This window comes from Devosia psychrophila, from assembly GCF_000971275.1.
Taxonomy (GTDB): Bacteria; Pseudomonadota; Alphaproteobacteria; order Rhizobiales; family Devosiaceae; genus Devosia; species Devosia psychrophila.
The window spans coordinates 61,659-82,502 of the sequence record NZ_LAPV01000192.1; the positions used below are offsets into that span (position 1 = coordinate 61,659).

General features: G+C 59.8%; 23 protein-coding genes and 4 pseudogenes. 17 read left to right on the forward strand and 10 right to left on the reverse strand.

Annotated elements, in window-relative coordinates:
* Positions 1-56: 56 nt before the first annotated feature.
* From WH91_RS20205 to WH91_RS20215, 3 genes are all read left to right on the forward strand, one after another.
* The gene (locus tag WH91_RS20205) at positions 57-950 is read left to right on the forward strand and encodes an SUMF1/EgtB/PvdO family nonheme iron enzyme (protein ID WP_046172810.1); all 894 of its coding nucleotides are present in this window, start codon (positions 57-59) and stop codon (positions 948-950) included.
* A 79-nt stretch (positions 951-1,029) separates the two neighbouring features.
* A complete protein-coding gene (locus WH91_RS20210) occupies positions 1,030-1,728 on the forward strand; it encodes a Crp/Fnr family transcriptional regulator (protein ID WP_046172811.1) in 699 nt (232 codons plus the stop codon).
* 89 nt (positions 1,729-1,817) lie between these two features.
* A complete protein-coding gene (locus tag WH91_RS20215) occupies positions 1,818-3,035 on the forward strand; it encodes an NnrS family protein (RefSeq protein ID WP_046172812.1) in 1,218 nt (405 codons plus the stop codon).
* 6 nt (positions 3,036-3,041) lie between these two features.
* Here WH91_RS20215 and WH91_RS20220 read toward each other — a convergent pair whose 3' ends face one another.
* Genes WH91_RS20220 through WH91_RS20235 form a run of 4 tightly spaced genes read right to left on the reverse strand, consistent with a single transcriptional unit; the run spans position 3,042 to position 5,519 of the window.
* Positions 3,042-3,356: a metal-sulfur cluster assembly factor gene (locus WH91_RS20220; RefSeq protein WP_046172813.1), complete on the reverse strand. Its 315-nt coding sequence runs from the start codon at positions 3,354-3,356 to the stop codon at positions 3,042-3,044.
* On the reverse strand, positions 3,353-3,862 hold the full coding sequence (locus tag WH91_RS20225; protein WP_046172814.1) for a DUF2249 domain-containing protein: 510 nt from the start codon (positions 3,860-3,862) through the stop codon (positions 3,353-3,355). Before WH91_RS20225 ends, WH91_RS20220 begins: the two co-directional genes overlap by 4 nt.
* Positions 3,859-5,217: a hypothetical protein gene (locus tag WH91_RS20230; RefSeq protein WP_046172815.1), complete on the reverse strand. Its 1,359-nt coding sequence runs from the start codon at positions 5,215-5,217 to the stop codon at positions 3,859-3,861. The genes WH91_RS20225 and WH91_RS20230 overlap by 4 nt, the downstream gene beginning before the upstream one ends.
* Positions 5,218-5,267: 50 nt before the next feature.
* The gene (locus WH91_RS20235; protein WP_046172816.1) at positions 5,268-5,519 is read right to left on the reverse strand and encodes a DUF2249 domain-containing protein; all 252 of its coding nucleotides are present in this window, start codon (positions 5,517-5,519) and stop codon (positions 5,268-5,270) included.
* A gap of 251 nt (positions 5,520-5,770) precedes the next feature.
* Between WH91_RS20235 and ccoN the strand changes: the two genes are divergently transcribed.
* From ccoN to ccoS, 8 genes and pseudogenes are all read left to right on the forward strand, one after another.
* Entirely contained in the window at positions 5,771-7,414 is a 1,644-nt protein-coding gene (ccoN, locus tag WH91_RS20240; RefSeq protein ID WP_046172817.1) for a cytochrome-c oxidase, cbb3-type subunit I, read from the forward strand.
* A 4-nt stretch (positions 7,415-7,418) separates the two neighbouring features.
* Positions 7,419-8,150, forward strand: a complete 732-nt coding sequence (gene ccoO / locus WH91_RS20245; RefSeq protein ID WP_046172818.1) for a cytochrome-c oxidase, cbb3-type subunit II — start codon at positions 7,419-7,421, stop codon at positions 8,148-8,150.
* Entirely contained in the window at positions 8,151-8,324 is a 174-nt protein-coding gene (locus WH91_RS23820) for a cbb3-type cytochrome c oxidase subunit 3 (RefSeq protein ID WP_074797558.1), read from the forward strand. It abuts the gene before it with no gap.
* Positions 8,315-9,196: a cytochrome-c oxidase, cbb3-type subunit III gene (ccoP, locus tag WH91_RS20250; protein ID WP_046172819.1), complete on the forward strand. Its 882-nt coding sequence runs from the start codon at positions 8,315-8,317 to the stop codon at positions 9,194-9,196. The genes WH91_RS23820 and ccoP overlap by 10 nt, the downstream gene beginning before the upstream one ends.
* Positions 9,193-9,405, forward strand: a complete 213-nt coding sequence (locus WH91_RS20255) for a hypothetical protein (protein WP_082102297.1) — start codon at positions 9,193-9,195, stop codon at positions 9,403-9,405. The genes ccoP and WH91_RS20255 overlap by 4 nt, the downstream gene beginning before the upstream one ends.
* Positions 9,406-9,431: 26 nt before the next feature.
* A complete protein-coding gene (locus WH91_RS20260; protein ID WP_082102298.1) occupies positions 9,432-10,241 on the forward strand; it encodes a DUF2189 domain-containing protein in 810 nt (269 codons plus the stop codon).
* A gap of 4 nt (positions 10,242-10,245) precedes the next feature.
* Positions 10,246-12,507 (forward strand): heavy metal translocating P-type ATPase, encoded by a 2,262-nt coding sequence (locus WH91_RS20265; RefSeq protein WP_074797556.1) that lies wholly within the window; start codon positions 10,246-10,248, stop codon positions 12,505-12,507.
* Positions 12,504-12,647, forward strand: a pseudogene (gene ccoS, locus WH91_RS26265) (cbb3-type cytochrome oxidase assembly protein CcoS); the annotation flags it as partial. The gene WH91_RS20265 and the pseudogene ccoS, both read left to right, overlap by 4 nt.
* 25 nt (positions 12,648-12,672) lie before the next feature.
* Here ccoS and WH91_RS24420 read toward each other — a convergent pair.
* Positions 12,673-13,128, reverse strand: a complete 456-nt coding sequence (locus WH91_RS24420) for a globin family protein (protein ID WP_046172820.1) — start codon at positions 13,126-13,128, stop codon at positions 12,673-12,675.
* Between the two features lie 129 nt (positions 13,129-13,257).
* Between WH91_RS24420 and WH91_RS20275 the strand changes: the two genes are divergently transcribed.
* The 3 genes from WH91_RS20275 to hemN are packed head-to-tail and all read left to right on the forward strand — an operon-like array spanning position 13,258 to position 15,733.
* Complete coding sequence (locus WH91_RS20275; RefSeq protein ID WP_046172821.1) at positions 13,258-13,704, forward strand: hemerythrin domain-containing protein; 447 nt, start codon at positions 13,258-13,260, stop codon at positions 13,702-13,704.
* The gene (locus WH91_RS20280; RefSeq protein ID WP_046172822.1) at positions 13,701-14,387 is read left to right on the forward strand and encodes an NnrU family protein; all 687 of its coding nucleotides are present in this window, start codon (positions 13,701-13,703) and stop codon (positions 14,385-14,387) included. The genes WH91_RS20275 and WH91_RS20280 overlap by 4 nt, the downstream gene beginning before the upstream one ends.
* On the forward strand, positions 14,387-15,733 hold the full coding sequence (gene hemN, locus WH91_RS20285) for an oxygen-independent coproporphyrinogen III oxidase (RefSeq protein WP_046172823.1): 1,347 nt from the start codon (positions 14,387-14,389) through the stop codon (positions 15,731-15,733). Before WH91_RS20280 ends, hemN begins: the two co-directional genes overlap by 1 nt.
* Here hemN and WH91_RS20290 read toward each other — a convergent pair.
* From WH91_RS20290 to WH91_RS26270, 3 pseudogenes are all read right to left on the reverse strand, one after another.
* Positions 15,730-16,270 (reverse strand): annotated as a pseudogene (locus WH91_RS20290) (UbiX family flavin prenyltransferase). The gene hemN and the pseudogene WH91_RS20290 sit on opposite strands and share 4 nt — an antisense overlap.
* A gap of 32 nt (positions 16,271-16,302) precedes the next feature.
* A pseudogene (locus WH91_RS25640) lies at positions 16,303-16,493 on the reverse strand (UbiD family decarboxylase); the annotation flags it as partial.
* A 26-nt stretch (positions 16,494-16,519) separates the two neighbouring features.
* Positions 16,520-17,438: pseudogene (locus tag WH91_RS26270) on the reverse strand (dihydroxy-acid dehydratase domain-containing protein).
* 164 nt (positions 17,439-17,602) lie between these two features.
* Between WH91_RS26270 and WH91_RS20300 the strand changes: the two are divergent.
* Positions 17,603-18,121, forward strand: coding sequence for a DUF309 domain-containing protein (locus WH91_RS20300; protein ID WP_046172824.1), 519 nt, complete (start codon positions 17,603-17,605; stop codon positions 18,119-18,121).
* A 127-nt stretch (positions 18,122-18,248) separates the two neighbouring features.
* On the forward strand, positions 18,249-18,635 hold the full coding sequence (locus WH91_RS26275; protein WP_046172825.1) for a DUF983 domain-containing protein: 387 nt from the start codon (positions 18,249-18,251) through the stop codon (positions 18,633-18,635).
* 49 nt (positions 18,636-18,684) lie between these two features.
* On the opposite strand, the gene nirK is transcribed toward WH91_RS26275, so the two are convergent.
* Together nirK and WH91_RS20315 are read right to left on the reverse strand one after the other, a co-directional pair.
* Complete coding sequence (gene nirK / locus WH91_RS20310; RefSeq protein ID WP_052953013.1) at positions 18,685-19,860, reverse strand: copper-containing nitrite reductase; 1,176 nt, start codon at positions 19,858-19,860, stop codon at positions 18,685-18,687.
* Positions 19,861-19,915: 55 nt separating this feature from the next.
* On the reverse strand, positions 19,916-20,389 hold the full coding sequence (locus WH91_RS20315; RefSeq protein ID WP_046172826.1) for a pseudoazurin: 474 nt from the start codon (positions 20,387-20,389) through the stop codon (positions 19,916-19,918).
* A gap of 347 nt (positions 20,390-20,736) precedes the next feature.
* Between WH91_RS20315 and WH91_RS24425 the strand changes: the two genes are divergently transcribed.
* The coding region (locus WH91_RS24425; RefSeq protein WP_144408394.1) for a transposase at positions 20,737-20,844 on the forward strand (108 nt) is incomplete at its 3' end.

The window sequence follows — 20,844 nt, forward strand, 5'->3', positions numbered from 1 at the left end:
ACGTCACAAGTGCGCGGCGTTCCGACGCCGCGCATCAACCAGGCCGAGATCAACAAATGATCGTCCTCGCCCGTCCTCTTAGCCACATCCTCACATCTGTCGCATTACCGGCAAGCCTATTGGCCGTTGGCACTATAGTGGTTGTTCTGCAATTGGGATTGCCGCAGTTCAATCTCGGGCCCACAGGCATTTCCGGACCAGCGACAGTCACGCTGGCGCCTGTCGATTTTACCTATCGCGCCGAGGGGCACTTCTTGCGTGACGGCAATCCGGTCGATGCGCCCATGGTCGAGACACGTCTCGCGGCCCCGCTTGAGATCATGAAATACCAGGTCAGCGCTTCCGACTATGGCGCCTGTGTCGCCACTAGCGCCTGCGTGGCGGCAGAGCCTCGCAACGTCGGATACGGCGATGTGCCGGCTACCGGTGTCAATTTCGACGACGCCACGGCCTATGCCGCCTGGCTATCGCACCGGACCGGCGAAGACTGGGTTTTGCCCACCGATCGGGAATGGGCGTTCGCCGCGGGAGCCGGCTTTGCGGACGATGCCCTGTTGCTTGCTGAAGACAACGCCAATCCCGCGGCCCGTTGGCTAGCCGACTACGAAAAAGAAGCGTTGCGCGAAAGCGAGGCAGGCCGCTTTCCAAGGCCATTAGGCAGCTTCGGCACAAATGAAAACGGCCTGGCCGACATGAACGGCAACGTTTGGGAGTGGACACAGACCTGCCACCGCCGGGTTCACATCGACGACGCTGGGCTGGTGTTGAGCGACCTGCCGGCCTGCACCATCAAGGTGCTCGAAGGAAAACACCGCACACCGATGAGCTTCTTTATCCGAGACGCCAAAGGCGGCGGCTGTTCCGTTGGCATTCCCCCCGAAAATCTGGGGTTCCGCTTGGTCAGGCGGCCGGCTTGGTATGCTCCATTGCTGCAAATTTTTAAGCGCTGACTATTGCGGCGGAATGCCGAGTATCGAGACGAGGCACTATCGTGTATGGCGATACCCACAACATGGTAGGACAGCTATCTTGGCAGGAATTGACCGCAGCCTCGTGCGCGCATTGCCGCTTTTCGAGAAACTGAGCGACTTGGAAATCGACCGAATGCTGGCTCGCGCCACCTTGCGCCGAGTGCTCCCTGGCGAAGCGGTGTTCGAGCAGGGGCAAAAGGCCACCCAGTTCTTCCTTCTGTTGCATGGACGCCTCAAGGTCACCCAGGTCACCGCCGACGGCCAGCAGATCATCGTCCGCATGGTGCATCCCGGGGATATTTTTGGTTTCGCCAAGGCGCTGCAGCGCGAAGACTATCCGGGCACGCCGACGGCCGCCGCCGAAAGCGTGGTGATCTGTTGGCCCACGGAAGTCTGGGGCATGTTCGTTGAACAAAACCCGCATCTGGCGGTCAATGCCATGCAGTCGATTGGCCAACGGCTGCAAGAAGCTCACACACGCATTCGTGAAATGGCGACCGAGGAAGTCGAACGCCGTGTGGCCCATGCGGTCCTGCGGTTGATCGACCAAGCCGGTAAAAAAGAAGCCACCGGCATCCGCATCGACTTCCCGATCTCGCGGCAAGACATTGCAGAAATGACCGGAACGACACTTCACACAGTTTCGCGAATTCTCAGCGCCTGGGAAGCTAAGGGCCTGGTCAAAGGCGGGCGGCAAAAGCTGCTGGTGCGTGACGCCGCCGGCCTGCAAATACTCGCCGAAGGCCTTACCAGCTAGACGGGCACTTTCGTTGCGCCAAAACAAAGACCTCGGATCGCTCCGGGGATAGACCGCCGACTGAGCAAGGCTGCTCGGTCGGAGTCTGCATGACCCAAGTTCAACCTGATATCACCAAGCGCTCGCCTGTTCCGCGTGGAATTGCACGTACTGGGCCTGTGATATTTTCTTATGGCTTTCGGCCATTCTTTTTGGCCGCAGGTATTTGGGCGATGCTGGCAATGGTCTTGTGGATCGGGGCACTGGCCGCAGGCTGGGAGATTGGCGGCAGCTACGGTGCCCCGTACTGGCATGCCCATGAAATGCTGTTCGGGTACAGTTCCGCGGCGCTGGCTGGGTTCCTGTTGACCGCAGTGCCGAACTGGACCGGTCGATTACCGGTGTCTGGGCGACCGTTGATCGTGCTCTTTGCGCTGTGGTGCGCCGGTCGTTTGGTCCTGCTGGTACCCGACCTCTTGGGACTACCACTCTCCATTGCCATCGACGCCGCCTTCCTACCCTTCCTGCTGGCCATTTGTGCGCGGGAAATCGTGGCCGGCAAAAAGTGGAAAGACCTCAAGATCCTCGCGGGCATACTGACCCTAGCCCTGGCCAACATGAGCTTCCACCTTCTGGTCGCCTATGGCGGCGATGCAGGCCTCGCCAATCAATTGGGCGTGAGCGCTTACGTCATGCTCGTCGCCATAATGGGTGGGCGCGTTATTCCCAGCTTCACGCGGAACTGGCTCGTCAAACGTCACATCATCGACCTGCCGGCACCTTACGACCGGTTCGACAAATTTGTCCTGCTAACCGGACTTTTGGCACTGGTTATGTGGGTATTCCTGCCCGGGACGGTACAGACCGCTGCTGTCTGCCTGCTGGCTGGGGCACTGCACATTGTTCGACTGTGGCGCTGGCGAGGGTGGCAAAGCTGGGACGAGAAACTGGTGCTGGTGCTGCACCTTGGCTATGCCTTCGTTCCAGCTGGCTATTTCGCTATTGCCGCCGCGCAACTCGGATATGCTGAGCCGGTGGCGGCGCTGCATCTGTTCACGGTCGGGGCGATCGGGGTGATGACGCTGGCCATCATGAGCAGGGCGACACGCGGTCATACTGGTCTGCCATTGGAAGCATCGAAGGTGACGATTGCCAGCTATGCCGCACTGATCGCGGCCGCCCTGCTTCGTCCAATGGCCAGTGCGTGGCCGGACTTCGCCACCCCCTTGCTATCGGCCACTGGTCTGTGCTGGATCGTGGCCTTTGCGCTGTACGTGACGGAATACGCGCCGGTGCTCGTGCATCGCCGCCGCGAGCGCGGTGAATGATGCGAATCAATGCCCCAGCAGACCGGCAATTTCGGAGGCAATTAGAGCCGGCGACCATGGCGGATCATAGGTCAGCTTGACATCGACATACTCGATACCTTCCACCGACCAGGCCCGGTCCTCGACAGCCTGGCGGATAAAACCAGTGGCGGGGCAACCGCGGGTCGTGGTGGTCATACGGATTGTGGCGATGCAACCGTCGGTCACCAGGACGTCGTATATCATGCCGAGATCAACGACGTTCTGTCCCAACTCCGGGTCTATCACCAGCTTGAGCGCGCTACGCACCTTTAGAGCCAGCGCTTCATCGTCTGTGATCATGCGCGTTCTCCTGCCCTGATCATCAGCCGATAAGCGGTGCCGCTAGCATCGAAGTCGCCAGCCCAGGCGTGGCCACGCGCCTTTAGTTCGGGAAACAGAAAGATCGGCTCCCGCCCCAGTAGCGCGAACAAAACCTCGCCAGCTTGCATGGCTTCCATCTTCTCGAGGATGCGGACCATAGGTTCAGGAGGGTCGAGCTCAGTGCAATCAAGATAATGGGTGGGATCCGACCAAGACTCGGGCGCTTCGGCATTTTCGCTCACTGTTGCCGTGTGTGCGCCAGCAATAGGGGTGAAGATGACCAACCAATCTCCATCGTTGAGTAATCTAGCCTCATTTGAGAAACCTTGGCTCGCCATGACCTGGAACAGGGGCTCGGGCTTGAAGGTGGCAAACAGCTTGAGACGCTGGCCTTTTTCCAACTGCGCCACTGCACCCATGATGGCGCCGAAGGGTTCGCCCCCATTGCGTAGGATGGGGCGGACATCGAGTTCCAGATCGTTCATCGAAGTTTCCTTTCAGCAGGCGGGGACAAGAAGAGATGGGGTCGCGAAAAGCCGCGCCGCAAGTCTGGCTGCACGTTCAGCAGTGCGCGCGAGCGATAGAAATGGCGGGCGATGGCAAGTGTCGCCAGCAGCTGGATGCCCGCGCAAAGACGAAATGCCAAAGGCAAATCAACGAGCAGGCCGAATGTTGCAGAGCCCACGGCGACATAATACACGCCGAACCATGGTCGGGCGCGAGCCTCATCAACGAGGTCCTGCACCCGGGGTGTCTGGCGCTTTCCCAGGACAGGAGCGAAACATTCGAGCCAGGTCAGGAAGGCAATAATCTTGTAGAGTTTTGCGAGCCCGAGTCCGCTGAGCCAGCCAAAGGCGAACAGGTAGGTCAGGGCACCGATACGGGCCTGCAACTGCCCCGTGGCCAGAAGCGCCAGCAGCAGGATGGCTGCAGCGAACAATGCTGCGAAGGCACCGATGGCAGCGCGGGCATTGAGCTCGATATTGCGGCGCTTGCGCCGACGGTAAAGGGTGATCACGTCGCTGCCATATACACCCAGCGCGCAGAGCCCGGTCACCGCGGCCGCAAGCAGCATGCCAGACAGGCCGGCACTGGCAGAAATGGCGAAGGGTATGGCGCTGGCGATCAGCACCAGGGTCGCCGTCCCGGCTATCAGCACCAAGCGGGTCGAAACACGATCGGTTTCAGGCGCGAGCATGAACATTGCCAGCAGGCGGTAGCTAACCCCCATGGCGGTGAACGTCAGCCACCCACCGAGCCCCAGCAGCGCATGCAGCGGTACGCCATTGAGCAGCAGCGACACCGCGGCTTCGCCACCCAGAAACCCTGTCAGGGTCAATGCAAATGTTTCGCCGAGGATCGCCGTGCTGGCCAGCGCTACCAGACCTGCAGCGACAAAGCGGGCCGGCAGGGCCAGCGGTCGGGCGGCCCAAAGCGTACGGCCCAATGAAAGGATTACCGCTGCAAAGCCGCCGATGAGCAACAACCCGCCCAGCGGCAATGTTGCCAGCGGCAACGTTACAATACCGGCCATGCTGGCAAAACCGGACATCAGCAGAAGAAGGCCTGCCACGATCGTTACCAGCGCAACGGGTGCCAGCGTCTCTCCAAGCAATGGCGAGGCCACGAGAACGGGCACGAACTGAAACAACGCGCCGCATAGCAACAGACTGAGCCAACCAATTGCCACGAGATGGACCAGGATCAGCACCTCCGGCGCCTCTATCGACGTCCCTGGATAACCAAAGCCGCTGGCCATCAACGCCTCGGCGGCGACAAGGCACACCAGGGCGACAGCGAAATAGGTCAGGGTCCATCGGGACAGGCTCGCACCAGGCATTGCTCATCTCCAACGAGCAGGCGCGGCCAAGGCTGCGCCCGCCCCGCCATTCAGGCGGCAGCTTGCCGGCCCAGTTTCACACGCCAGACTTCCGGGCCGCTCTCCAGATAGGTCCAGGAGAACTGGCCCGGATATTCGGCCTGCAACTGGTAGTTCAGCGGCTTGGGATCGTGATCATTGATGATGGTAAAAGCGTCACCAACCGGAAGCGCATTGGCCATTGCAAAAATGCGTGGGTGGCGCTGGCCAGGCGGCACGATGCGAACATCGATGTGGGACGGGGAAGTCTCGGTTTGGGACATGTCGGTCGGTTCTCCATGGGCCGCAGAAAAGTAGGCGCCGGCGACGGCCAATCCCGGCTGTCTGGATGGCTTAGGCCTTATGGCACGGCTTTACTTTGTCGCCGGACAAACAAGCCACACGCATTGAAAGACGCCGCGTTGAACGGGCGATAGCGCGCGGTCTTTGATCTTGCACAAAGACCGCGCGTGATTTCCCGCTACGCCTCAGTCCGAATGGGCTCGCCGCCCTGGATCAACATGGAGCGCCCCGCATGATTGCAGATCTGACTCGAGCCGAACGGGTCTGGGCCATGTTGATCCTTGGGTCGCTAGGCTTGGCTGGCCTCGCCATGGCAGTTGCCGGCCGCAACGACTTGTTGGGGGTGCACGGTTGGATGGTCCTGGCTGCGGGCCTAGGCGGCTTCATTGTCGTGATGCGCGGTTTGGAGTTGCCTGAGCCCAGCGATGACCGCCTTACCGAGTACTATGATGCTCCGACCCGGTTGGGCCTGATCCTCACGCTGCTCTGGGCCGTCGTCGGCATGGCGGCAGGGTTCTGGATCGCGGCCTTGCTGGCCTGGCCAGACCTGACTTTCGACGCGGCCTGGGCAAGTTTTGGCCGGCTGCGCCCCGTCCACACCAGCGGCGTCATCTTTGGCTTCGGTGGCAATGCCCTGATCGCTACCTCCTTCCATGTGCTGCAGCGCACAACACGAGCACGCCTGCCCGACCAGATCAGCCCGTGGTTCGTGCTGCTTGGCTACAACCTCTTCTGCATCGTTGCGGCTAGCGGCTACCTGATGGGGATGACCCAGTCCAAGGAGTATGCCGAGCCGGAATGGTATGCCGACATCTGGCTGGTCGTGGTGTGGGTGGTTTATTTCATCATCTACATGCGCACTCTGGCGCGCCGGAAAGAACCGCACATCTACGTGGCTAATTGGTACTACATGGCCTTCATACTGGTCGTGGCCATCCTGCACATCGTCAACAACCTCGCAGTGCCGGTCTCCTTCGGCAGCGCGAAATCCTATTCGCTGTTTTCCGGCGTACAGGATGCCATGACCCAGTGGTGGTATGGCCACAACGCTGTCGCCTTCTTCCTGACCGCCGGCTTCCTCGGCATGATGTACTACTACCTGCCCAAGCGCGCCGGCCGTCCAATCTTCTCCTACCGGATGTCCATCATCAGCTTCTGGGGCATCACCTTCATGTACATGTGGGCTGGGTCGCACCACCTCCATTACACAGCGCTGCCGCATTGGGTGCAGACCCTGGGCATGGCCTTCTCGGTGGTGCTTCTCGTGCCAAGCTGGGCATCTGCAGGCAATGCACTGCTGACGCTGAACGGCGCCTGGCACAAGGTGCGCGACGACGCCGTGCTGCGCTTTATGGCGCTGGCCGCGATTTTTTACGGCATCACCACGTTCGAAGGCTCGTTCATGGCCATTCGCGCCGTAAATTCGCTGAGCCACTACACAGACTGGACCATCGGGCACGTCCATGCCGGCGCTTTGGGCTGGGTCGCCATGATCACATTCGGCTCACTCTATTCGCTGGTGCCGTCAATGTGGAAACGCCCGGGCCTGTATTCGGACAAGCTTGTCGAGGTCCACTTCTGGCTCGCCCTGTCAGGCACCGTTATCTACGTCTTCGCGATGTGGAATTCGGGCGTCATCCAGGGCCTGATGTGGCGCACATATACCGAGAGTGGCGGCCTGAGCTACTCGTTCATCGACAGCCTCGTCGCCATGCACCCTTACTACATAGCCCGCGCCTTTGGTGGCCTGCTGTTCCTGCTCGGCGCCTTAGTGGCCTTGTACAATGTCGTCATGACCATACGCATGCCGGCCACTGCACAAAACGAAGTCGTGCGCGATATCCCAATTCAGACCGCCTTGCAGGCCGGAGAATAAGCAAATGTTCGGCCTTCACTACAATCTGGAACGCAGTGCCATCGGCCTGGTCGTCTTCATCGTGCTGGTCGCCTCGATAGGCGGCCTGATCGAAATCGCGCCGTTGTTTACCATCGACGAAACGGTGGAAAAGGCCCCCGACATGCGGGTCTATACGCCGCTCGAAGTCGCCGGGCGCAACATCTACATTCGTGAAGGGTGCTATGCCTGCCACAGCCAGATGATCCGGACACTACGCGACGAAGTCGAGCGCTACGGCCCGTACTCACTGGCCGTCGAGAGCAGCTATGATCATCCCCAACTGTGGGGCTCCAAGCGCACCGGTCCCGACTTGGCTCGACTGGGCAACAAATACTCGGACGCATGGCATACGGTGCATCTGACCAATCCGCGCGACGTGGTGCGCGAGTCCAAGATGCCGGCATATCGCTGGCTGCTGCGGGACACGTTGCGGACCGACGACCTGAGCAATCATCTCACGGCGCTTCGCACGGTCGGCGTGCCTTACACCGACGAACAGATCGCCAATGCCGCGCTCGATGCCTATGGGCAGGCCAATCCCGAAACGGAAGCCGCCGACAGCGTCGCCGAACGTTATGGCGCCGAAACCAACATCCGCATGTTCGACGGCGTCACGGACCGCCTCACCGATATGGACGCGCTGGTCGCCTACCTGCAGGTGCTCGGCAATCTGACGGATGCCGCCCATCAACCCAACCAGCCGGAGGCCGAATAGATGCCCTTCGACCACGAAACCATCGTCGGCTTTTCCAAGTCTTTCGGCCTGTTCTACTTGCTTATCTTGAGCGTCATCGCGTTGGTCTGGACCTATTGGCCGTCCAACAAAAAAGGTTTCGACGAGGCCGCAAAGCGCCCCGTTGCCGAAGAGGAGGATCGGCCATGGCGCTAGGTGAACGCGACAAGCCCTCTGGTCAGATGACTACCGGGCATGAATGGAACGGCATCAAGGAACTCAATACGCCCGTCCCTCGGGTGGTGTATTTTTTCCTGATCGCGACGGCGACTTTCGCGGTGACATGGACGCTGCTCATGCCAAGTTGGCCGGGCATAAACGGCTACTTCCGCGGCTTTCTGGGTGTCGATCAGCGGGTTGCCGTCACCCAGACGGTTGACCAGGCGAAGGTCGACCGCGCAAGCTGGACCACCCGGATCGACCAGGAGGACTTTGCTGCCATTCAGGCCGACAAGGACCTGATGAACATCGTCCGCCAGACCGGCGCGGCCTTGTTCGGCGACAACTGCGCAGCCTGCCACGGCACCGATGCGCAGGGACGACCTGGATTTCCCAATCTTGTTGCCGCACCGATCATGTGGGGCGACGACCCCAAGATCGTCGCCGAAACTATTCGCATCGGCATCAACGGCACCAGTCCGGACACCCGCTTCGCGCAAATGCTGGCCTTCGGAAAAGACCAGATGCTGGCGCGCGAGGACATCGACGCCGTAGTGGCCTACGTGCAAACCTTGTCACAACCCGACCTTGCTGCGACGATCGACGCGGACGCGCTATTAGCCGGCGCAACGCTGTTCGCCGACAATTGCGCGGGCTGCCACGGCGAAGACGCCAAGGGCATGACAGACACCGGTGCTCCAAACCTCACCGACGCCTATTGGACTTATGGCGGTGACCGCGCCAACATCCGCCACTCGGTGTACGACGGACGCGGCGGCACCATGCCAAGTTGGGAAGCTCGCCTGACCCCCACCGACATCAAGCTTCTGACACTATATGTTCTCGACCTCAGGGCTACGAGACCATGAGTGCCCCGCCATTCGCGCCGGTGGATCCCAGCCGGAAACGCAATACGGGCCGTCTGCTTACCCTCATCGTCGTGGTAGGCGTCGTCGTGCTGCTGGTTGCCAATGCACACCTCCTCTACGTCGCGTTTTCCTCGCAACCCGCCTGCGTCACCCACATCGACGGCGAGGGGCAACCTGGCACCTATCGCGCGGCGAAGTCCGCCTGCTGACCCACAGAACCCCACGGATTGTCCCTATGGCCGATATGCTGCATTCCACCGCGGACACGCTTCCCGATACAGTTCCCGCTTTGCCCAAGGCGATCGATCATAATCGCCACTTGCCGGCCACCGCCGGCGTGGCCTGGCTGGAACTAGGGTGGCGCGATCTCTGGACGCGACCCATGCCCAGCCTGGTCTATGGGCTAGGCATTGCCCTGCTATCCCTGCTGGTGATCGTCACCATGATCAATTTCGGCTGGGTGCAGATTTTGTTCCCCGCACTCGCCGGCTTTCTCGTGGTCGGCCCCCTGCTGGCAACCGGCCTGTACGAAAAGAGCCGACGCCTGGCCTCCGGCGAACCCGTCACCCTGGGCACTATGATTTTCCCTCATCGAGGGGGCGGATCGCATCTGCTGTTTGTCGGCGCCATCCTGATGGTGCTGATGCTGGTCTGGATGCGCGCGGCGGTGCTGCTCTATGCGTTGTTTTTCGGCTGGCGGCCATTTCCTGGTTTCGGTTCCGTAGTCGAGATGCTTTTCACCACGCCCACTGGCCTAATCATGCTGGCTACCGGCACCGCCGTGGGCGGACTGTTTGCTGCCTTTGCCTTTGCGATCAGTGCGTTCTCTATTCCCATGATGCTCGACAGGCGGCTCGATGCTTTTTCGGCCATGGGACTGTCCATTTCCTTGGTTTGGAACAACCTGCCAGCAGCGATGATTTGGGGTGCCATTGTGTTGCTCCTGACAGCCATCGGCCTCGGCACAGCGCTGATCGGGCTGATCATAATTTTCCCGCTACTCGGGCACGCCACCTGGCACGCGTATGCCGCGGTACGGGACTAAAACCATGAGTTGCTGCCTGCCACCGCCCGAATTCATCGAGGCCATTGGGGGGCCTATCCGGCGCGGACCATCAGACGACGAGCTCCGGCTGGCTAGTCGGGATGTCGGCGGCGGCATGCGGCAAACCGATCTATCTGTACCCGACATACATTGCGGCGGCTGTGTTCAGACCATCGAGAAGGCGCTGGGAGCGCTAAGAAACGTGGACTCTGCGCGCGTAAATTTGTCGACAAAGCGCGTCGCCATCCGATGGCTGGGCGACGGGGCACCGCCCGCCATGGTCGAGACGCTGTTGGACCTGGGCTATGAACCCGGCCTCTACGAAACCCATGATGACGGGAAGGACAACGCGCTGCCCGCGCTCATTCGCGCGCTGGCCGTGGCCGCCTTCGCCTCCATGAACATCATGATGCTGTCGGGCTCCGTATGGTCAGGCGCTAATGGCCCGACCCGAGATATCTTGCACTGGATCTGTGCGGGGCTGGCATTGCCCGCGATGCTTTATTCTGGCCGGGTATTTTACCTCTCTGCATGGAATGCCATTTGGCATCGCCGTACCAATATGGACGTGCCAATCACCATCGGCATCGCCCTGGCTTTCGCGCTGAGCCTCTATGACACCATCCATTCCGGCGAGCAGGTCTACTTCGACGCTACCGTCTCATTGATCTTTTTCCTGCTGATCGGACGCACGCTCGACCACGTCATGCGGGAGCGTGCTCGCACTGCCGTCAAAAGTCTGGCCCGACTGGCACCACGCGGCGCGTTGGTGGTCCAAAACGACAGTCACCCCGAATACCTGCCCCTGAGCGAAATCACGCCCGGCATGACCATCCTGCTCGCTGCCGGAGAGCGAGTGCCTGTCGATGCCGTCGTGCTATCCGGAGCTTCAGACCTCGACCGTAGCCTGATCAGCGGCGAGAGCGTGCCGATAATAGCGGAACCAGGCACATTGTTGGAAGCCGGGATACTGAACCTGACCGGGCCACTGACTATCCGCGCCGCCGCGGCTGAACAGGACTCCACCCTAGCCAACATCATACGCCTGATGGAAGTCGCCGAGAGCGGACGCGGTCGCTACCGCCGGATTGCGGATCGCGCCGCCGAACTCTATTCGCCGGTCGTTCACCTGGCCGCTCTGACCGCCTTTGTCGGCTGGATGCTGCTGAATGGAGATTTGCACACAGCAGTGACCGTTGCGATCGCCGTTCTGATCATCACCTGCCCCTGCGCACTCGGATTGGCAGTTCCGATGGTTCAAGTCGTCGCTGCGCAACGCCTTTTCGTGGCAGGCATCATGGTCAAGGACGGATCGGCCCTCGAACGCCTCGCGGAGATAGATATGGTGGTGTTCGACAAGACAGGGACGTTGACGTCAGGTTCGCCGCAATTGCTTGACCCGCAGGACATTGACCCCGGCATTTTGGGGCTGGCAGCCTCGCTTGCAGTGTACTCGCGGCATCCGTATTCACTCGCCATTGCACGCGCCAACTCTTCACGGGCTGCCGCAGCCACCTTGACCGCGATAAGCGAACACCCGGGTCTCGGTATCGAGGCCACCAAGGACGGGGATCGTTACCGGCTTGGTCGCGCCGACTGGGCGGTGTCACCGGGCGCCGTTGAAACCGGCACGGTCCTGAGCTGCAACGGCACCGAGCTGGCCCGCTTCAGGTTCCGTGACGCACTGCGCCCTGGTGCAGGTGACGCGGTTAAGGCCTTGCGGAATGCGGGAGTGACGGTCGAAATTGTATCTGGAGATACTATGGAAGCTGTGGCCATAGTCGCCGGCCAGTTGCATATCGCGACCCACTTTAGCGGGGTTCTGCCCGGCGGAAAGGCGGAGCGAATTGCGACGCTGCGCCGTGAGGGCCACAAGGTTCTGATGGTCGGCGACGGGCTCAATGACGCACCAGCCCTGATGGCTGCCCACGCTTCCATGGCGCCCTCAAGCGCCGCGGACGTGGGCCGCAGCGCCGCAGACTTTGTATTCCTTCATGACAACCTTGCCGCCGTTCCCATGGCCCTGACGATAGCAAGCGATGCGGGCCGGCTGGTTCAACAGAATTTCGCGCTGTCAGTGCTCTACAATGCCATTGCGCTACCCGTTGCTATCGCGGGCTTGGTCAATCCGTTCATCGCAGCCGTTGCCATGTCTCTGTCTTCTATCATCGTGGTGCTGAACGCCTTGCGGCTTGGTTGGGGCGGGCATCGGACCCGCCCAGTGTCCGCGAACTCTGTGCCATATGCGGCGGCTTCGAGATCATGAACGACTTCTTTTATCTTATTCCGATCTCGGTCCTGCTAGGCGCCGCCGGCTTGGCGATTTTCCTATGGACCTTGCAAGACGGGCAGTACGAAGATCTCGACGGCGCAGCGCAGCGCATCCTCTATGAGGAGGACACGCCCCGGCCAGTAGTCACCTCACACTCCGTTAAAGTCGGCTCATCAGCGCTCCTGCCGCCAGCCGAGACCGCGCCTGCAACAGCAGCCTCTGGCGGGCGACCCCATCCTGGGCGACTACGCACTTGAACATGCGCACCAGTTCGTCACCCACTTCGGCGACGAGTCCGGCACTATGCAACGGCAGCGAAACCAGTGCGCAATCGAGAAGAATATCGCCCAGGCAATCAATGGTCTCGGCGTCTAGCATGCGCATCGAGCGGGCTAACCAATTTCCGTCCACCTCAGCGCGCTTTTCGAGGAACAGCGTGGCACGCAGGAACGCGCCCGCAGCGGCTTCCGCCTGTTCCCAGCTGTTGCCGATCAGAGCGTTCATGGCCGGTCGCAGCGAAGGGTTTCGCCGGACACGCTCGCTGAACTCGGCCACCAGGGCGTCGATATCTGCGTCGTCGAAATACAGGGACGGCGCAAAGGGCGGAAATGGCATGGACGCGGCTCCGCTGATCCTGCCGCCAAACTAGTCGATCAACCGCCTATGAGTTTGATCCCGGTCAAACCCCCGGCAGATTGTGCTGCTATGTCTAGATAATGACAGACCATTCGGGAGCGCGCGACCATGCTGCCAAGCTTTCGAATTGAAGCACTTGAGCTGAGCTACCAAGGATTGCTCGACCTCTGCGATCTGCTGGAGGTCATTGCCGACGGACTGCCCCATGCGGATGGGCGTTTGTGCATCGGAACGGCAGATGCGCTCGAACCTCTGGTCGCAGCAACGCATGTTTTGGAAGAAGAAGTGCTGTTCCCCATGCTGGCTGCATCCAATCGAAGTGAATTGAAACACACCATGGCGCGCCTGCGACGAGAACACCTGTCCGATAGCTACACGGCCGAAGAGGTAAGCGAGGCCTTGCACAGCTTGGTGGCTGGTCGTCCAGCCCTGTCGCCCGATGCGATCGGCTATTTGCTGCGATCATTCTTTGAAGGAATGCGGCGGCACGTTCGCGGCGAGTTGGAACTCATTCGCCTGTTCCCGCCCGAATCCGACGGAAGGACGGTCCAGTGACGCAATTCATCGCTGCCCTGGTACTCTTCCTGGCGCTGCACATGGTTCCGGCCATTCCAGCGTTGCGTGCTGCACTGGTCGCGGCAATGGGCCGCCGCGCTTATCTGATCGTTTATTCGCTAGCTTCCATTCTAGCTCTAGCTTGGCTGTTTCACGCGGCTTTGCGGCTCGATTTTATCCCGCTGTGGGACCCTGAGCCCTGGCATGCCTGGATACCCATTGTGCTAACTCCTCTGGGTCTGTTCTTCCTGGTGGCGGGCTTGTCCAGCCCAAATCCAGCCTCGATCACCTTTCGCAAGCCGGGTGCCGTACCCGGAGCTATCACCGCCATAACGCGCCATCCGGTGCTCTGGGGCTTCGCCCTGTGGGCGGGCAGCCATCTTGTCGCAAACGGCGATTTACGCAGCGTGCTGCTGTTCGGCATCCTGTTCGCTTATTCCATACTGGGCATGTTCATGATCGACCGGCGAGCGCGCCGGCGGCTGGGAGATCAGTGGCCGCCGCTTGCCAAGAGCACCTCGGCTTGGCCCTTCCGAGCTGTGCTGGCGGGAAAAACTCGACTACGCGTTGATGTCCCTATGATTATGGCGATCTCGACAAGCGCCTTGCTTACAGCGTGGCTACTGCTCGGTGGTCACGCGATGCTGTTCGGCGCCGACCCTTTGAGCATGGTGGCCGGCTGATGCACGACGACCTTATCGAACGCTACGCCGCACCCGTACCGCGCTACACCAGCTATCCCACGGCGCCACATTTCCATGCCGGAGTCACCTCGCAGACCTATGCACGCTGGCTAGGCGAAGTGACCCAAAGCGTCGCCATCTCGCTGTATATTCACGTGCCCTATTGTGATCGCCTCTGCTGGTTTTGTGGCTGCCACACCAAGCACACGCTGCGCTACGAACCCATCACCAGCTATCTCGATGCGCTTTATGCCGAAATAGACTGGGTTTCCGAAAGGCTCGCCGGCAACGGCATGGTCAGCGCAATCCATCTTGGCGGCGGCTCGCCGACCATGCTGACTCCCGATGACATGGCCAGGCTGAAAGCCCATCTCGCTGCCCGTTTTCAGATTGCCAGCGATGTCGAAATCAGTATCGAGATCGACCCCAACGATCTAGGCGAGGATCGCTTCGATGCCATGGCGTCATTCGGGCTGACGCGCGCCAGCGTCGGCGTGCAGGATTTCGACCCTCGCGTACAGCGGGCCATCAATCGCATTCAGAGCTTCGAACAGACCAAGCATGTGATCGATCAGGTTCGCGCCCGGGGCGTTCATTCGGTCAATGTCGACGTGCTATATGGCTTGCCCTACCAGACCCTCGAAAGCATTGAAGCGACTATCGGACAGGTGCTGTCATTGACTCCAGACCGCACAGCGCTCTTTGGCTATGCGCATGTGCCGTGGCTAAAAAAGCACCAGCAGATGATCCCAGACGCGGCCCTGCCGAACATCCCCGCCCGCTTTGCCCAATCCATGCTCGCCGCACAGCTCCTGAATGGCGGAGGTCTGCAATCGATCGGCTTCGACCACTTCGCCCGTAGCACCGATAGCCTGGCAATCGCTGCCGCAAAGGGTCGATTGCGTCGCAACTTTCAGGGTTACACGGACGACGGGGCGGACCTGCTGATCGGCCTTGGTGCCTCCGCTATCGGCCAGCTGCCGCAAGGCTATGTGCAGAACATAACGGTCACCGGAGATTATCAGAAAGCAGCGTTTTCAGGGACTGGCACGACGAGCCGCGGTTTCGCTCTGACGACGGCGGATAGACTCCACGGCTATGCCATCGAAGCTCTGTTGTGTCGGTTTTCCCTGCGCCGCGATGAACTGCAGCAATTTGGCGCAGCCGGTCGAAGTCTGTTTGAGCGCGCCCGTGCGATCACCGCGCAAGACGATGACGGCATGACGACCGCCGACGCGGAATGCTTTGCCATTACCGACCGAGGCCGTCCCTTCGTGCGTGCCATTGCAGCAAAATTCGACACATATCTCGGCGAGGGTCCAGCGCGCCACTCTCTAGCTGTCTAGCGCCGCTCACCTTGCCACTCACGAGTTGGGGGATTGCCTGGCAGGCCAAGTAGATCGATGGCGCGCGCAGCAAGATGGTCCACCAGTTCTGCCAAGCTTTGCGGCCGCGCATAAAATGCGGGAACCGGCGGCATGACAATCGCACCCATCTCAGTGGCTGCCACCATGTTGCGCAGATGGCCAAGATGAAGCGGGGTTTCCCTCCCCACCAACACCAGACGGCACCGCTCCTTCAGATGAACGTCGGCAGCGCGCACGATGAGCGTGTCGGCAATTCCCGTGGCAATAGCGGCCAGCGTGTGCATGGAGCACGGCACGACCAGCATGACCGCTGAGACAAAGGACTGCTCGCGATGCTTGCATCAATGTCGTCGAAAGAATGTACGACACGCGCCAGTGCGCGTACCTGGGCAACAGCATCCTGACCCACTTCATGTGCCAAGGTTCGCTCGGCCGTCGGTGAAAGCACAAGTTTGAAATACCGGCGATCCGCTGCATGATCCTCAACCCGATGGTGGCGCCCAAAACACCTGACATGGCAACAACCACCCGCGTCACGTCGAACGCCCTTACTGGCCGAGTCCGCCCCAAATGGCATCGACCCGGCCCATCACCTCCAGCGACATACTCAAAACCCTGCCCAATTCACGGCTGGTTCAGCTCCGGTCTTGTCAACGGCATCGAGCCCCATTTTTTCGCCCAAGCCCGGCTTGCGCAATGCGAAGTCGAGATAGTCGATGGGCGTATCCGATATGGAGGTCTACTGCCATGAATCGCCGGAGGGCTTCAAATCGCGAATGGTGGGCACCTGCTGCCGCACTCGTTCGAAATCATCGAGTTCCCAATCGACGCCTGCTGCACGGCGATAGCTAGGTAATGGAACTCCGCATTGGTCGAGCCACCGGTGGCCATCACCAATGCCACGGCGTTTTCGATGGATTCCCGCGCACGATGTCCTTGGGCTTCAGGTGCTGCTCTACCGCGTTGACCAAAACCCGAGTCGATCGATCCGCTGAGTTGGCCTTCTCGTGGTCAGGATTCGCCATCGTAGAGGATCCCAACAGCGAAATGCCCAGGGCTTTAAAGGACCCTGCCATCGTATTGGCAGTATACATTCCTCCGCATGAGCCGGTCGTTGGGTTCGCATTTTTTCGATGCCGTCGAAATCCTCCTCGCTCATGCGCCCGGCCATGTACGTGCCCCACCGCCACAAAAGCAGAGACTATGGATAGATCTTCGCCTTTCCAGCGTCCTGGTTTGATCGTACCCCCGTACACATATATTGAAGGCACGTTGGCCCGGAGCATCCCAATTAGTCCGCCGGCAAGGTTTTTGTCGCACCCACCGACAACGAGTACGCCGTCCATCCACTGGCCTTGTACTGACAACTCGACGCAGTCGCGATCACCTCGCGCGACACCAGGGAATACTTCATTCCCTCGGTTCCCATGGCCATCCCGTCAGAAATGGTCGGAACACCGAATATTTGGGGGTTGGCGCCCTCCGACTGGATTGCGGTTGCTGCGGCATTCAAAAGCTTCTGAAGCCCGGCGTTACAGGGCGTTATGGTGGAGTGACCATTGTTAATCCCTATCATGGGTTTGTCGAAATCGTCTGCGTTGTAACCCAAGCTGTAAAACATAGCCCGATTTGGTGAACGGGCAATTCCTTCCGTGATGTGGCAGGAGCGATCACTGTTGGGCATGCTGGCTCTCCACAAGGATGGCCACTAGAAGTCTCATGCCCAACGTTCCCTGCCTGGATTAGTTTATTTGCGGCAACCGGCGCTGGCATTTCGGGTTCGGGACTCGGTGCTTTGATTGTTCCGCACCACGAGCTAGACTCTCAGAAGGCACGGGAGAGATAGAAATGCACATCGCAATTCGTACCCGGCTGCTGCCAGATAGAGCTCTCCCCCGGTATGCCTATTTGCCGGGGAAATTTGCTCATCCGATCCGTGATCCAGCGGGGCACAGCTTCGAAAATGGCCATGATCCTGAAATCACGTCGCCGTCTGACGATTTCGTGTGGGGCGCGGATTTGTTCAATCAGGGATATTACTGGGAAGCCCATGAGGCTTGGGAGCTTCTGTGGCAGCAGGCGGGTAAAGCAACACCCGAGCGTCTCTTTTACAAGGCCTTGATCCTGCTGGCCGCAGCTGGGGTTAAGCTACGCGAGGGCAAACCGCGCCCGGCATCCCGTCATTATGGAAGGGCGGCTGCTCATTTGCGTGCAGTGCAAGAACGAGGCGGCTATGAAACCGGCCTGACCCTGACTGTGGAGGAACTTATCAAGCAAATTGACCAGATTCCATCGGTCACACCCCCGCGCTCCTGTGAGCCGCAGGTTGTATTCTCATTCCTAGTGCTTCCTTCCGGACGACTTTGACACAGAACAAAGACGCTTTCTGCCAGCACTGTAGGCTTGCGCCGGACAAGCCAGCAGATGCTTGGCTGACGCGCATCCCGTCCAAGCGGACTGTGCGTCTCCGCGTTTCTCAGAAAGCACAGCCACAATGATCGATCAGCATGGCGTTTCAGTTGAGAAACGGGCGTGGCCGGCAATTCGACGTGGCCTGAAGTGCAAGTGCCCCAATTGCGGCAAGGGGTGGTTATTCCATCACTATCTTGAGCAGGTTAAACATTGTGCCAAATGCAACGAGCCGTTGGCGCATTACAATGTTGGCTTGTTCTTGCCGTTAGTGGTCATAACCGTAGTGATCCATGTACTAGCATTCGTCATGCTGGAACTGGAGTTGAATGGGCACGGTAGTCCACTTTTGTATCTCTATGCTGTGGTCCCACTTTCCATAATGCTGCCCATCGCAATATTACCCTCGTCGAAAGGCGCAATTTTGGGGTTGATGTGGGCAAAGGGATGGAGCGACGAACAGGATCGTTAACATGATGCGGAGGCGCGGCCCGTGTCCTGCGCATGGGCTGCCTGCTGGATCAATGTCCAGGCATCGATGAATCTGGCGGCTCGCCGATTGGACCAAAAATGTCCGGCTGCTCCTCACCTTCGACGATAAGGTAACCGGCCAGTCCGCGTTCTGCACGCGACAACGCATGATCCACCAGCACGTAGCGACCTGGAACCTCGCACTTAAACTCCACGACCGCAGCACCGCCGGGTGGAACCGTGACCGTCTGAACATTGGTCAGCGGCGGGCTCGTGAGCGAGGCGTGCACATACACGCGATCAAATATCTCGCCAATCACATGGAAGGACGAGGTAAAGTTTGGGCCGCCCACTCCAAAGAAGATGCGAACGGTCTCACCAACATTGGCCTTAAGCGGAAAATGCTCCGTCAGAGCGCCGACGTGCCCGTTGAAGACGAAGTATTCGGGACGTTCGTTAAGCAGCTTATCATAGCTCTCGGTCAACAGTCCCGCAGTGCCGAATGGCTCCTCGGTATAGATCTCGCCCTGCATGACGTAGAATTCCCGATCAACCGGAGCCAGACCCTCTTCAGGCTCGACCATGATCATGCCGTACATGCCGCTGGCGATATGCATGGCCACAGGCGGCACTGCGCAGTGATAGACATAAAGGCCCGGATTGAGCGCCTTGAAGCGGAAGGCAAATTCTTCACCTGGCATCGCCGTAGTGAGCACAGCACCGCCGCCCGGACCAGTCGTGGCATGGAAATCGACGTTGTGAGCCATCCAACTGTCTTCGGCATTCTTGAGATAGCACTCGACAGTGTCGCCGACGCGCACCCGGATGAATGGACCCGGCACGCGGCCATTAAAGGTCCAGAATCGGAAAGTGCTGTTGGAGTCGAGATGGGCCTCGAGCTCGATCGTCTCTAGGTCGATGCGAATGGTCTGAGGCTCTCGCCGGGTGATGGGGGGTGGTATATCGGCGGGATCGTGAGCAACGTCGTTATGCTCTGTCATACCCGGATTGATCTGATAAAGGCGTCCGCTCAAGCTGGTGGTGCCATGGGACATGTGCGATGTCTGCTGGCTGGCGACCGCGCTACCGGCATTCTGCGCTTCAGCCGTGCCGCCCAGTGCTCCAACAAAAGTCAGGCCTGCCGTCCCCGCCAAGAGGCTGCGCCGGCTGAGACCGTTGCCATTGTGCTGGGATTCCAACTTCTTATCGTCAGGATTGTCGTTCATCTCGAATACTCCTCCTTGATAACGAAAGGGTCGCCCCGCAGTGACCGTTCTCAGGCTATTGCGTGGCTGCCGCTTCGCCCTTGCTGTCTTCCGCCAGCGCAATCAGATCAAGGAGACGGTCTTCGGGGCGGGTAGGAAGCTTCTCTACTTCCGCCGGGTCCAGCGCCGCCGGAGCATCACCCACCTGGATAAGGCCCACCATGCCCAGGCCTACGTGGGGCAGGCATTTGTATGCATAGAAACCCTCCGTATCGAATGTGACGGTAATCTCTTGGTTGATCTTGCCCTTCCAGGGCTCGGCGCCCTCTGGCATCAGGGTCAGGATGGATTCGGCATTGTGCCCCTTATTGGTCGGGACAAATGTGACGGTGTCGCCGGGCGCTATCTTGAGGAAGGCAGGCTCGAACTGCATGGAGCGACCCTCGGCGTCCTTGTTCACCATCTGGACCTGATGATCTGCAGCGAAAGTAGGGGTGGCGAGCATCAGCCCCGCCAATGCGCCGACGACGAAGAGTGATGTGGATTTCATTCATGTTCTCCTGTTCGCGAGATATCTGTCAGGACGCACCGTTAGCAGCCAGACATGGTTAGTTAACGGGTGAAGGCCTCGATCGTTCATTCCGAGGCAGCGCGCCCCCGAGTTAAACGAAGGCAATGACAGATGGAATGGTGGGAAACGGTTGCACGACCAAGCGGATCTGCCCCCGCCAGTCCCGGTGCCAAGCTGGCGGGGACAAAAATGATCAGATCGAGGCGCAGGGCGCGCTCGACATGATCCTTGCGCGAACGCAAGGACGCCATTCGTGGGTAATCCCCCCTCTGATCAATCGGGTTTAAAAGTAGAATTTTCTCGGCAATATGAACGAGGAGATTTTGATGAAGATGACGAGATATAGCGAACCCCAGATCCTGGCGATCCTGCGCCAGGCCGAAGGTGGGGTTGGGGTGTCCGATCTGTGCCGAGATTATGGGATGAGCACTGCC